This window comes from Shewanella sp. MEBiC00475 (assembly GCF_005234075.1).
Lineage (GTDB): Bacteria > Pseudomonadota > Gammaproteobacteria > Enterobacterales > Shewanellaceae > Shewanella > Shewanella polaris.
In genome coordinates, this window is sequence record NZ_CP039928.1 from 3,497,885 (window position 1) to 3,511,211 (window position 13,327).

General features: G+C 40.8%; 9 protein-coding genes. 4 read left to right on the plus strand and 5 right to left on the minus strand.

Annotated features, from left to right (window positions below):
• Nucleotides 1-43: 43 nt before the first annotated feature.
• The 5 genes from recN to barA all read right to left on the minus strand — a co-directional run bounded on the left by recN (nucleotide 44) and on the right by barA (nucleotide 6,603).
• Complete coding sequence (recN, locus tag FCN25_RS15625; protein WP_137226343.1) at nucleotides 44-1,702, minus strand: DNA repair protein RecN; 1,659 nt, start codon at nucleotides 1,700-1,702, stop codon at nucleotides 44-46.
• A 128-nt stretch (nucleotides 1,703-1,830) separates the two neighbouring features.
• The gene (locus FCN25_RS15630) at nucleotides 1,831-2,799 is read right to left on the minus strand and encodes an AEC family transporter (protein ID WP_137226345.1); all 969 of its coding nucleotides are present in this window, start codon (nucleotides 2,797-2,799) and stop codon (nucleotides 1,831-1,833) included.
• 87 nt (nucleotides 2,800-2,886) lie between these two features.
• On the minus strand, nucleotides 2,887-3,087 hold the full coding sequence (locus tag FCN25_RS15635) for a DUF3319 domain-containing protein (protein WP_137226347.1): 201 nt from the start codon (nucleotides 3,085-3,087) through the stop codon (nucleotides 2,887-2,889).
• Nucleotides 3,088-3,158: 71 nt separating this feature from the next.
• A complete protein-coding gene (locus tag FCN25_RS15640; RefSeq protein WP_137226349.1) occupies nucleotides 3,159-3,755 on the minus strand; it encodes a YjaG family protein in 597 nt (198 codons plus the stop codon).
• Nucleotides 3,745-6,603 carry a two-component sensor histidine kinase BarA gene (gene barA, locus FCN25_RS15645; RefSeq protein WP_137226351.1) on the minus strand — a complete coding sequence of 953 codons (2,859 nt, stop codon included), beginning with the start codon at nucleotides 6,601-6,603 and terminating at the stop codon, nucleotides 3,745-3,747. The genes FCN25_RS15640 and barA overlap by 11 nt, the downstream gene beginning before the upstream one ends.
• A 102-nt stretch (nucleotides 6,604-6,705) precedes the next feature.
• Here barA and rlmD point away from each other — a divergent pair, with 102 nt between their 5' ends.
• From rlmD to FCN25_RS15665, 4 genes are all read left to right on the plus strand, one after another.
• Complete coding sequence (gene rlmD / locus FCN25_RS15650) at nucleotides 6,706-8,067, plus strand: 23S rRNA (uracil(1939)-C(5))-methyltransferase RlmD (protein ID WP_137226353.1); 1,362 nt, start codon at nucleotides 6,706-6,708, stop codon at nucleotides 8,065-8,067.
• A 216-nt stretch (nucleotides 8,068-8,283) separates the two neighbouring features.
• Nucleotides 8,284-10,491 (plus strand): GTP diphosphokinase, encoded by a 2,208-nt coding sequence (relA, locus tag FCN25_RS15655; protein WP_137226355.1) that lies wholly within the window; start codon nucleotides 8,284-8,286, stop codon nucleotides 10,489-10,491.
• Between the two features lie 83 nt (nucleotides 10,492-10,574).
• On the plus strand, nucleotides 10,575-11,396 hold the full coding sequence (gene mazG, locus FCN25_RS15660; RefSeq protein ID WP_137226357.1) for a nucleoside triphosphate pyrophosphohydrolase: 822 nt from the start codon (nucleotides 10,575-10,577) through the stop codon (nucleotides 11,394-11,396).
• 114 nt (nucleotides 11,397-11,510) lie between these two features.
• The gene (locus FCN25_RS15665; RefSeq protein WP_137226359.1) at nucleotides 11,511-13,148 is read left to right on the plus strand and encodes a CTP synthase; all 1,638 of its coding nucleotides are present in this window, start codon (nucleotides 11,511-11,513) and stop codon (nucleotides 13,146-13,148) included.
• Nucleotides 13,149-13,327: the final 179 nt, after the last annotated feature.

Below are 13,327 nucleotides of genomic sequence, written 5' to 3' on the forward strand. Positions count from 1 at the left end.
CACAATGGTAACATGCATCTTGATTTTTGATAAGTCATGACCTTTATTGTAATAACTCTCGGGCGTTAGCTAAGGTGTTTTCAGTAATCACGTCTCCACCTAGTAAGCGTGCCAATTCATTAACCCGTTGATCTTTATCTAATGCCTGCATCGTAGTTTCTGTGGCACCCGCTTTATTGAATTTGTTTACAAACATATGTTGATGACCTTTACCCGCAACTTGGGGTAAATGAGTGACACACAACACTTGAGTAGACTCTCCGAGGCTGCGCAACATGCGTCCAACCACAGAAGCCGTTGGACCTGAAATACCGACATCAACCTCATCGAATATTAATGTCGGTGTTGCCACTTTTTTAGCTGTGATCACTTGAATCCCTAATCCAATACGCGATAACTCACCGCCAGAGGCAACTTTAGAAATCGGTTGTAATGGTTGCCCAGGGTTTGTGGTCACCATAAATTCAATGCTATCGCAGCCATTAACTGAAATGTTGTCCGGATTATGATTAATTTGAATAGTAAATTTACCCTTAGGCATATTGAGCTCATGGATAGACTGGGTAACTAGCTTGTCTAATTCTTTAGCATAACGGCTACGACTTTGACTAAGTTTTTGCGCATTGGTTAAATAGGCGTTTCTAGTGTCTTCAAGTTGCTGTCTTATACCATCTAATTTAGTCTCGTCGTCAGCAAGTTCTGCCAATTCACTCATCAAGGCTTGATGATGTAGTGCCAGCTTATCAGCACTCACATGATGCTTACGTGCCAATTGCATAGCTGTTGAAAGGCGTTTTTCTAAATAGGCAAAATGTTCTGGATCAAGCTCTAAACTGCTTAAATAACTTTCAATTTCACTCGCACTTTCTTGTACTTGAATTAACGCATCGCTGATCATAGTGCTAATAGGCGCAAGGGATTCATCATAGCCTTGAAGCGTATCAGCAATACTGGCCACTTTATTGAGTAGAGATTCTATATTGCCTTCATCACTTTCTGTCAATAAATGTAAACCCGCTTGGCAGCGTTCAATTAAATCTGTGCCATTGGCTAAGCGCTTGTGTTCTTGTTCTATTTCATCAAATTCATCTATGCCTAAATTAAACTCATTAAGTTCTTCTACTTGATATTGCAGTAACTGTTGACGCGAAATACGTTCATGCTGAGCTTGTTCAAGCTGTTTTAGCTCGTTTTCCACTTGTTTGCAGCGTTGATAGCTGGCACTAACGCTATCTATCAGTAGCTTGTGGTTGGCATAACTGTCGAGTAAAGCTAACTGATGGTCATTTTTAAGCATGGCATGATGAGCATGTTGGCCATGAATACCAATGAGGAGCTGACCTACTGATTTTAATTGGGTTACAGGGACTGGATTACCATTGATATAGGCTCTCGAGCGACCGTCATTATTGATAGTCCTACGCAATATACATTCATCTTCAGCATCGAGATCGTTGTCTTCTAGCCAGCGTTTGGCTAAAGGGACATCATGGAGGGTAAACCTTGCACTAATTTCTGTTTTAGTTGCACCCGGTCTGATGGTGTTTGCGTCACTGCGGTTTCCTAAGCACAATCCTAGGGCATCGATAGCAATCGATTTACCTGCACCCGTTTCTCCGGTGATGCTTGTCATACCGGCTTTAAAGTCGAGTTCTAAAAAACGCACGATAGCAAAATTATTGATGCTGAGTTGGCAAAGCATAGTGAATCCTTGTCAATGAAACGTTCAAACCACTGTATTGATAAACAGTATATACTGATTTTATATACAGTAAAGTAGTTGGTGTGAAATTATCGCTGACTATTTTATCGCCTGCTAGCGGTTAATGATTAACCAGTGGATTTTAATAGTATTTCTATTATAGGCAAACTAATAAAGGTCACTAATGTGCCATATAAAATCCCTTGGGCACTTCCATTAGCATTAATTTGGTAGCGATCTGCCAGTAGATACACACTTGCTGCCGTGGGTAATGCTGCTAAAAGCACTCCCATTATCAGTAATTCGTGTTCTACGCCAAATAATTTGAGTAATCCAAAGGCAATAAAAGGCTGAATAATTAATTTGAGTAAATTAATTAAACTCAATTCTGTAATCAGGCTAAGACTGAACATCTTTGCAAAAGATTGATGTCGTAAAGCTTTGGCAAGTACCATACCTATAGCAAATAGTGCACAAGGGCTGGAGGTGTTACCCACTTGGTGAAGTACCAAAGCCAGACTTTCAGGTAAGGTGATATGCAATGCTGATAAGGTGATACCAATGAGGCTGCCTAGCACAATCGGATTTTTATACAGTGCATTACCCATGATGACGATAGCGTGGTCGGTTGATTGTTTATTTCGGCTGGCAAGTTCAATAGACACTAACGCAAAAGCAAACATGAACACCGACAGTAAGCTGGCAATTGAAGCCGCAACTAATGCCATTTTGTGTCCTGGGAATAACAAGCTCAGCAATGGAATACCAATAAAGGCGGTATTGCCAAATGTGGCGTTTAAGGCTCGCATGGCGGCAACAGCTTGCTGCTTTGGAGCACACCAAAGTGATACAACAATCACTATGGCGTAAGTGATGACCATCGCGAGACTAAATGCGCCAATAAAGCCCCATTGAATAATATCTTCAATACGAGTTTCGGCTAAAACAATCAGTAAAATTGCCGGGAAGGCAATGTAATAGACAAATTGATTGAGGATCAGATCGGTATCTGGTGGCAACAGTCTCAATTTTTGAACAATACTGCCAAGCAGCATAATTATAAAAACAGCGATTAGCGGGGTAAGAATACTGGACATCCCTCGCAATTCCTTAACAAAATGGTAATAAGGTCACTGTACTGCTTTTTGGTAGGCGGATGCAATTAGGTTAAAGTTAAACGGTGATTATTTTTTTGATTTATTGTTTAAACTGGCCTTTGATACTTTAGGCGGAGGTAATATGCCTAGCTCAGTAAAAAAGTGTACTTGTCTTCTTAGTTCAAATAACGAACCAACTCGTACTTGATTGCCAATAACTAGCGTCCAGTCATCAGTCTTACCATTAGCATTGCTGAAGGTGAAACCTTGATAAAAAATTCTTCTCATGGACGGCACTCAATAAAAAGCCTGAATAAGTTCAGGCTAAACAATGTTTATTGCAAGGCTTAGACTGTGTATTACAGACTAATACCGATATTAGACACACCAGCTTCAATAATATCTTTACGTAAACCTTTAACTAATTCACTATTTATTTCCGGATTTGCTTCGATAATATCGAGTAACATGGCTTGTAATTGTTTTTCTTCTTCCATTACTGGATGTGAAAATACAAACTCATCGAGCGCTTCATCCATTAAGGATTCATCACTAATGGCTTCAATATAATTGGCCACAGTACTCGATGATAACTTGCTGATATTCGTTATATCTTCTTCAATCTTACCGTCTATCGCTCCCATAAGGCTGGCAATCGCGACAGCAGCATCCATTGCTGGATAAGCTCCATAGGCTTCAAATTCGCTCGGCTCAGGAGTGTTTTCATCGAGGCGCTGCAAATGCACATCGATATTGAATTTAAGTTTTTTGTCATACTGGCTTTGCCATAACAAATCTAATGCTGTACTTAATACTTGAGGTTGGCCGAATTCACACACTTCAGAAAAAAGTTGGTAGTTCGGGAGCATACGTTGACATAGCGCTAGGGCAAAAAGCTGCTTTTGCGGTAACGATAATGCTTTAAGGCGTTTAAAAAAACCGGATTTACTGGTCATTTGGAGTATCCACTGATAGCTGATTTATCACTTGATTTGCTGCTAATTCTACCTTAGTTAACTCATCAAGTAACTCTAGTATTTCAGGTTCTAAGTCATTAAGGTCAATTTTATGTTTTAATCCAGACTCTATATCTCGACACAGTTTTTGTGTTGTTGGTACGCCGCAATAACATGTTGCCCCATGCAATTTATGTACGACTTGAAGTAGTAGGTCTGCATCTCTTGTCAGTAATGCTTTTTCGATAGCTTTTGTTGTTTCTGGTAATGAGTTCACCAGCATCTTTAGCATATCCAACGCTAAATCGGTTTTCTGATTGACTTGTGTTAAACATAAATCCCAATTCAATATTTGGGTATCAAAATGGGTGAGTTGTGGCTTATTCATCCATCGACTGATAACACTTTTTAAGGACAATTCGTCAATGGGTTTTGCTAAGAAACCATCCATTCCGCTGGATAAAATATTATCGCGCTCTTCAGCAATAGCATGCGCAGTTACAGCGATAATTGGAGTATTACGGTTGAGTGATTCAGAGCGTATTTGTCGCGTTGCCGTTATACCGTCGATTCCAGGCATTTGAATATCCATGAAGATTAAGTCAAATGCGCGTTTCTTTGCCTGCGTTATTGCATCCGCACCATTATTTACGGTAACCACATCAACCACTAATTCTTTTAGTAAAGTATCAATTAATTTTAGGTTGGCGATATTGTCGTCAACAGCTAATACTGATGCATTTTGGCGAGGTGTGACATCTTGACTTATTTGTTCTGGTAAACTCACAAAAGTAGAAGGCACTGGTGGATATATTAAATGATGCGCTAGGGTTAAATCGCTTACAGGGGTGCTGAGCAACACATCTGCATTGACTTTTAACACATTGATAATCATGTTTTGATCTAAACAGTCGTGCAATAAAATGAGACAGTCGGTATGTTGTCTGGCTCGTTGTAATAAATGAATAAAAGACGCTGTGTCAGCAAAACCATGGCAACTCATGATGATGTAATCAAATTTGCTGTTTTTAGTGTGTAAAACAGAGGTAAGGTTTTCTGGGTTGGCAACATTAGTGATAATTAATTGCCATGACACTAAACGGCGATTTAAAGTATCGCGAGTTAATTCCCGTGGTTCATATAATAAGACTGATTTATGTTGCAATGCATCAACTGGCAATACTTCACCAATTTCAAATTGACTGATCCCAAGTGGGAGAATAAACCAAAAATTGGAACCTTTATTGGGGGCCGATGTAAAGCCTATCTGGCCACCCATTTGGTTAATTAAGCGTTTAGTAATCACTAAGCCCAATCCGGTGCCACCAAAGCGACGTGAAATGGATGAGTCAGCTTGGCCAAATGCTTGGAATAAATATTCTTGCTGGCTCTCATCAATACCAATCCCAGTATCAATAACTTCGCAGCGTAAAGTAATATTATCTTCGTCCTGGCCCACTAAGTGTATTTTGAGTATCACACTGCCTTTGTCGGTAAACTTGATAGCGTTGCCGACTAAGTTAGTAATAATCTGGCTGACTCTCATTGCATCGCCACTGACATTTTCAGGCACATTAGCATCAATGTCGATAACCAGTTCTAATCCTTTCTCTTGCGCACTACCCGCAATTATAGTCAGCGTTTCCGTAAGCGTGTCACGCAGCGCAAAAGGCATTTTTTCTAATATCATTTTACCGGCTTCTAGTTTAGAGAAGTCGAGAATATCGTTAATAATACCGAGTAGGTTACTGGCACTGCGTTCAATGGTTTTTATATAGTCTAGCTGGCTAGTATGCAGTGGTGTTTTTAATAACTGTCTTGCAAAGCCGATAACGCCATTGAGTGGTGTGCGTAACTCGTGCGACATGTTAGCTAAAAACTCTGATTTTATCCGGCTTGCTTCAAGGGCTCGTTTTTTAGCAATATCTAACTCGACGTTTTGAATTTCAATTTGCTCAAGCGTCTCGCGCAAGTCAGAGGTTGCTTGATCAATGTTTTGTTGCATTTCATCGTGGTATTCAGACAATGAGCCAGCCATTGCGTTGATCCCTCGTTTAAGCAGATCAAGTTCACCAATCAAGTTGCCCTCTAAGCGAGTATCAAGTTTACCTTCACGAATTTTGGCAACGACTCGGACCATTTCGGTAATGGGGTAGTTAACGTGTTTAACTAAGCGGAAGGTGAAAAATAAGTTAAATTGTACGCCAATCAATACGATAATAAACGCGGCTATTGCAGCGCGATGTTGTTCAAGCAAGGCATTTTCTTTATTCAATAATACTGAAATATATCCTAATATTTGTTCTTGTTGATTATTGTAAATAGGTGCAACGATGCCATTGGCTGAAGACGCATTATCGGTGCCGTCGTCATTCTGGCTATTTATCCGGGTAACATATTTTGGTTCTAACCCAGTATGAGATATTATTGGCACTCGAATGATTAAGGTATCACCAATAGTTTGATGTTCTGTACCGATTAAGTTCGCCAACGGTTGTTTATAACGCATGGTTTCAAAATCTTTGTGGTAATGCGAGGTGACAAAGAGTTGGTTTTCGGCATCAAATACAGCAATAGATAGGATAAGGGATGCGTTGTTTATTTGTGATGCGGCGAGTAAGCGTTTAGTCGATTCTCGATCTTGATTGATAATACCAAATTCACTGGCAATGGCTAATGGCTCAACAATATTGCTGCCTTTTTCAATTAAGGTTTGTTCCAATTCATAAAAGCGGTTTATCGTGAAATAACTTCCAAGTAGAATACCCACTACAATAGTGGGCGCTAACGCAAGTACCAGAACCCAAGAGCGTAGGCTGTATTTGGTCATATTGTTGGTACTTTTCATAGCGGTTAGGTGTGTCCCTGTGGCTAAATCGCGATTATTGGGTCTAGACTGCCAGAAATGGCGCACTCTTGACTAGTTTTTTATTTAATACCTGAGGCCTAAATGGCACAATTTTTCCAAGCAAAACCGAACAAATCTAAGCAATTATCAGCAAAGCTAAGCCTCAGCGTTACTCAACTTGATCATTTAGGTGCCGGGATTGCGCAACATCAAGGCAAAGTGGTGTTTATTCCTGGCGTGTTACCTGGCGAGACTGCCACGGTACAATTTGTGGAACAAAAGAAAAGCTATGCTAAAGCCAAGCTAATCGCTATTGATCTTGCATCCGCTGATAGAGTCAAACCTCATTGCCCACATTATCATCAATGTGGCGGTTGTGATTTACAACATATGGACATCAATGCGCAACGCGATCATAAGCAGGCTGCTTTGGTGGACCTTATTAGCAAACTGTCGAGTGCAGAAGCCATTGATGCCGATATTATTGCTAAACCCATAGTGGGCGATGCGTGGCATTACCGTCGGCGCGCAAGGCTGGCAACATTATTTGATAAAAATACTCGGCGTTTACAACTTGGGTTTCGTGCAGGCAATAGCAATAAAATTGTTTCTATTGAACAGTGTCCAGTATTAGCAGAGTCGTTGTCGGCATTAATTACACCATTGGCAGTTAATTTAAATCAACTTAAAGCCAAGTCTAGTTTAGGTCACGTTGAACTTACCCAGGCCGATAACGGTAATTTTGCGGTGTTAAGAGTGACTAAAGTATTGCCTGCATCAGATATTCGTTGGTTAACGGGTTTTGCTGAAAAACATCAACTGCACTTTTTATTGCAAGATGATGAAGGGCAGTTAACTCAACTGTATCCGTTATTACAAGCTGATGACGAGGTAACGCTACCTTATTATCATCTGGCGCAGGAGTCTGTACGTTGCTCGTTTACACCAGGTAATTTTGTTCAGATAAACGAAGTCATTAATCAGGCTATGGTGGATCAAGCCATCAAATGGTTAGAGCCTCAGGCCGGTGAGCGTATTTTAGATTTGTTTTGTGGTGTAGGTAACTTCAGTTTACCGTTGGCATTAAAAGCGGCGGAGGTTATCGCTGTTGAAGGTGTGCCCGAAATGGTGCAACAAGCCAAGCAAAATGCGGTCGACAACCAACTGGATAATGTCAGTTTTTATCATGCAGATTTAAGTGCCGATCTATCAACGCAAACTTGGTTAGGCAAAATTGATAAACTATTACTTGATCCTGCTCGAGCGGGCGCGTTTGAAAGTTTACAGTGGTTACAGAAAATGCAACCTAAAAAAGTGGTATATGTTTCATGTAATCCAGCCAGTTTAGCGCGTGACAGTAGTGTATTATTAGCTAACGGTTATCAAATTACCCAAGTTGGATTAGTGGATATGTTTCCACAGACACATCATATTGAAGCCATGGTGTTATTTGAATTACAGTAATTAGGTACCAGTTTTTTAATTAAAGTAATAAGCTGCCTGTTTTAGTCATACATGTGCAATATGCTAAAAATTTGTTCAACTAAACGCTATTAAATTGACAAAAGTGTGTAGAGCTTCAAGATAGGTCGTTTAGTTATTGTTAATACCATATCAACACAGTATGCCAAGTGTGAATATGGTTGGATGTCAGTCGGTCATGCGGCTAAGGAAGGGTTCATGGTATCTGTTCGCGAAGCACATTTTAATACGCAAGCATTCCAATTAGATGAATGGGTAGCTCGTTACATCGACGACAAAGACGACGCGCAAACGTTATTGTCGCTGATCCAACAAGTTGAAGCTTTACCTGTTAAAAATAAGCAGGCTCATACTGAGCTGCTTGCGCGTGCTCGCGAAATGATTGAAATCTTAGCGCCGTTGAATATGGACATTGAAACACTGCAAGCCGCAGTACTATTTGTGTTATTGGAAGCGGGTGTGCTTAATGAAGAGCAAATCTTAGAGCAATATGGTGAAAACCTCGCTAGGTTAGTTGCCAGTGTCGTCACCATGGACGCCATCGGTGCTTTAAAAGTCAGTCAAAACGCTCGTGATGCCGAACCTCAAATAGACAATATTCGTAAAATGCTCCTCGCAATGGTTGAAGATGTTCGCGCCGTAGTCATCAAATTAGCCGAACGTGTTTATTTATTGCGAGCCGTCAAAAATGCCGATGAAGAAACTCGGGTGCTGGTAGCACGTGAAATTGCTGACATTTATGCGCCATTAGCTAATCGTTTAGGTATTGGTCAATTAAAGTGGGAGCTTGAAGATATTTCTTTTCGCTACTTGCATCCAACTGTTTATAAAGACATTGCCAAACAGCTTGATGGTAAACGCGTAGACCGAGAAGTGTTTATCGACAAATTTGTCACCCAGTTGCAACAACGTTTAGATAGTGATGGTATTCGCGCAAAAGTGTACGGTCGTCCTAAGCACATTTACAGTATTTGGCGTAAAATGAAAGGCAAAGATCTTAAATTTGATGAGCTTTTTGACGTTCGTGCGGTACGTATCGTGACCGAAAGATTACAAGATTGCTATGGTGCATTAGGGGTTGTGCATGATCTCTGGCATCATATTCCGCGTGAATTTGACGATTATGTTGCCAATCCAAAACCTAACGGTTATCAATCTATTCATACTGTGGTGGTTGGCCCTGAAGGCAAAACAGTCGAAATTCAAATTCGTACAGAAGCCATGCATCAAGATTCTGAGCTGGGTGTTGCAGCGCATTGGAAATACAAAGAAGGTGCGGGTAACACTAAGCAAACGGGTTACGAAGAAAAAATTAATTGGCTACGTAAGATTTTACAATGGCAAGAAGACGTTGCCGAAAGTGGTAATTTGGTTGATGAAGTTCGCAGTCAAGTGTTTGAAGACCGAGTTTATGTCTTTACGCCAAGTGGTGAAGTTGTTGATTTACCGTTAGGTTCAACTGTGCTCGATTTTGCCTACTATATTCACTCGCATGTGGGGCATAAGTGCATTGGCGCAAAAGTCGATGGCCGTATTGTTCCATTTACTTACCAGGTTGAAACTGGCGAGCGTATTGAAATTATCACCTCAAAGACGCCCAATCCTAAACGTGATTGGCTCAACCCTAGTTTAGGTTATATAAAATCGTCACGTTCACGCTCAAAAATCCAACATTGGTTTAAGCAACAAGACCGCGATAAAAATATTGCTGCGGGTAAAGAGATGCTTGAATCAGAATTAGCCCGAGTTGGCCTAAAAGTTAAAGATGCCGCAGTGGCTGTTGAACGCTTTAATTTAAATACCATGGATGACATGTTGGCCGCCATCGGTGGGGGTGACTTACGCTTAAACCAAGTGGTTAACTTCACTGAAACCAAAATTCGCAAAGTAGAAGAGACTGACGAAAACTTACTTGAAGACATCATAAAGAAATCGACACATAAACCGAAGAAATCTGACAAAGGTCAAGTTGAAGTTAATGGTGTCGGCAATTTAATGAGCCACATTGCTCGATGTTGCCAGCCAGTGCCTGGCGATGAAATTTTTGGTTATATCACCATGGGACGAGGTATTTCTGTACATCGTAGTGATTGCGAGCAAGTCAAAGAGTTAATGCGTGCTCATCCAGAACGAAGTGTCGATGTGATTTGGGGTGAGAATTACTCCGGTGGTTATCGTATTCGTGTCAGGGTACTTGCCAACGATCGTAGTGGTTTATTGCGCGATTTAACCACAGTACTTGCTGCTGAGAAATCCAATGTGATGGCCATGAGTTCATCTTCAGACGTTAAAAGCCAAACTGCAACTGTTGAGCTTGAACTTGAACTGTACAATTTAGATGGTTTATCTCGGGTTCTGGCTAAATTATCGCAAGTTGACGGTGTTATTGAGTCGCGTCGATTATAACTAACATCATGTGTTGATCGAAAAGGCATCTACTTGTTAGGTGCCTTTTTCATTCAGTTTTATTCAATAAAGAGGACATTTTTGTGGCAGACATTCAATCGTTACTCACCATAATGCAACAATTACGCGATCCTGATTCTGGTTGCCCGTGGGATCTTGCCCAAGATTTTGCCAGTATAGTGCCCTTTACCTTAGAAGAGGCTTATGAGGTCGTTGATACGATTGAGAGGCAGGCGTGGGAAGAGTTACCTGATGAACTCGGTGACTTACTGTTTCAGGTGGTGTTTTATTGTCAACTGGGACAAGAGCAAGGTAAGTTTGATTTTTCCACAGTGGTGGCGCGTATTAACGATAAGCTTGTTCGTCGCCATCCTCATGTATTTGGTCAATCAGGCAGTGAAGCCACTGTGGCGATTACTAATACTCAAGACTTAAGCCAAGCGTGGGATAAGTTAAAAGCTAATGAGCGCGAACAAAAACAACAGCACTCTGCTTTAGATGATATTCCTCAAGCATTACCCGCGTTGTCTCGAGCGCGAAAAATTCAACATCGAGTGGCTAAAGTCGGTTTTGACTGGGCCGAGCTTGATCCTGTGGTGGCCAAAATCCACGAAGAAATCGATGAAGTATTGGTTGAAGTTAACAAACGACATGAAGATCCTGATTTTTATCAACCCAGAATCGTCGATGAAATGGGTGATTTATTGTTTGCCGTGGTTAATCTTGCTCGGCATTTAAAGGTCGATCCTGAACAAGCTTTACGCCAAGCCAATCATAAGTTTGAACGCAGATTTAGAGGGGTAGAGCAATGTGTAGCGGATAGTGGCAAAACCATACAACAACATACATTGACTGAATTAGACGGATACTGGAATTTAATAAAGCATTACGAAAAAGCAAATTAGCTAAAATTAGCGCGTTTAAGTTTGTCGAATCAAGGTGGCTTTGCTATAATATCGCCCCGTCCTAGTGCTTTCTTACAAGCACGTAATTTTCCAATCTAATTTCTCAGGTTCAGCATGACTACAAGGTATATCTTCGTTACTGGTGGCGTTGTTTCATCACTAGGTAAAGGCATTGCAGCAGCTTCGCTAGCAGCAATTTTAGAGGCGCGTGGCCTCAATGTAACCATTATGAAACTTGACCCATATATTAACGTCGATCCGGGTACTATGAGCCCCACTCAGCACGGTGAAGTATTCGTGACTGAAGATGGTGCTGAAACCGATCTCGACTTAGGTCATTACGAACGCTTCATTCGCACCAAAATGAACCGCCGTAATAACTTTACTACAGGCCGTATTTACGAAGAAGTCATTAGTAAAGAACGTCGTGGTGATTATTTAGGTGCAACCATTCAGGTTATTCCCCACATTACGAATGCGATTAAAGAAAAAATAATCGCGGGTGGTGAAGGGCATGATGTGGCGATTGTGGAAATCGGTGGCACGGTAGGCGATATTGAATCATTACCGTTTCTAGAGTCTATTCGTCAATTGGGTGCCGAGCTAGGACGTGAGCGTACTTTATTTATGCATTTAACCTTAGTGCCATTCTTAGGCGCTGCAGGTGAAATTAAAACCAAGCCAACTCAGCACTCCGTTAAAGAGTTGCGTTCTATTGGTATTGCACCGGATGTACTGGTTTGTCGTGGCGACCGTGCAGTTCCTGCTAATGAAAAAGCTAAAATTTCGTTATTCTGCAACGTAGAAGAACGTGCGGTTATTTCATTAAAAGACGTTGATAGCATCTATAAAATTCCAGCGTTATTACGCTCGCAAGGATTAGATGAGTTAGTGATCAAGCGTTTCAATTTAGAATGTAACGAAGCTGACTTGTCTGAGTGGGAAAACGTTATTTACCAAGAAGCCAATCCAAATGGTGAAGTCACTATAGGTATGGTAGGTAAATACATTGAATTACCTGACGCTTATAAGTCTGTTAACGAAGCATTAAAACATGCGGGCATAAAAAAACGTGTGACAGTGAACATTAAGTACATTGATTCACAAACTGTTGAAGCTAAAGGCGAAGAAGTGTTGCAAGGCCTTGATGGTATTTTAGTACCCGGTGGCTTTGGTGAGCGTGGCGTAGAAGGTAAGATTTTTGCCGCTAAATTTGCCCGTGAAAATAATCTACCGTACTTTGGTATTTGTTTAGGTATGCAAGTAGCATTAATTGAATTTGCACGTAATGTAGCAAGTTTAGACGGTGCCCACTCAACAGAGTTTAATTCACAAACACCTTATCCTGTAGTGGGTCTAATCACTGAATGGATAAACGAAGAAGGTGATGTTGAAAAACGCCATGAGTCTTCAGATTTAGGTGGCACCATGCGTTTAGGCGCTCAGTTATGCCATTTAAAAGAAGGCACAAAAGCTGCAATAGCTTATAATTCAGCAACGTGTGTAGAGCGTCATCGTCATCGTTATGAAGTGAATAATAACTTTATCGAACGTATGGAAAAGGCCGGCTTAGTGTTCAGTGGTTTGTCTTCTGATCGTAAATTAATTGAGATGATTGAACTGCCTGATCATCCATGGTTTGTTGCGAGTCAATTCCACCCTGAATTTACTTCAACTCCACGAGATGGTCATCCATTATTTGAAGGCTTTATTGCTGCTTCTTATGCGTATCAAAAACGCGATATCGGCTAATTGAGACAGCCGCTAATGCATGCATTAGCGGCTTTTTTGTGTAAGATATGTGTATAAATCAGATAATCGCTATTATGATGTCTCATTGCGGTTAAAACTAAGTTGAAGCAAAGACCAATTCGATCTACTCTACCTTACAATAGAATAAAATTACTAAACTGAAAGTTTAATACCAATAA

Bases quoted from the DNA above. Each gene is read 5' to 3' on its own strand.
- relA (WP_137226355.1), top strand. From the start codon at position 8,284: ATGGTATCTGTTCGCGAAGCACATTTTAATACGCAAGCATTCCAATTA.
- FCN25_RS15630 (WP_137226345.1), bottom strand. From the start codon at position 2,799: ATGTCCAGTATTCTTACCCCGCTAATCGCTGTTTTTATAATTATGCTG.
- recN (WP_137226343.1), bottom strand. From the start codon at position 1,702: ATGCTTTGCCAACTCAGCATCAATAATTTTGCTATCGTGCGTTTTTTA.
- FCN25_RS15635 (WP_137226347.1), bottom strand. From the start codon at position 3,087: ATGAGAAGAATTTTTTATCAAGGTTTCACCTTCAGCAATGCTAATGGT.
- FCN25_RS15665 (WP_137226359.1), top strand. From the start codon at position 11,511: ATGACTACAAGGTATATCTTCGTTACTGGTGGCGTTGTTTCATCACTA.
- rlmD (WP_137226353.1), top strand. From the start codon at position 6,706: ATGGCACAATTTTTCCAAGCAAAACCGAACAAATCTAAGCAATTATCA.
- FCN25_RS15640 (WP_137226349.1), bottom strand. From the start codon at position 3,755: ATGACCAGTAAATCCGGTTTTTTTAAACGCCTTAAAGCATTATCGTTA.
- barA (WP_137226351.1), bottom strand. From the start codon at position 6,603: ATGAAAAGTACCAACAATATGACCAAATACAGCCTACGCTCTTGGGTT.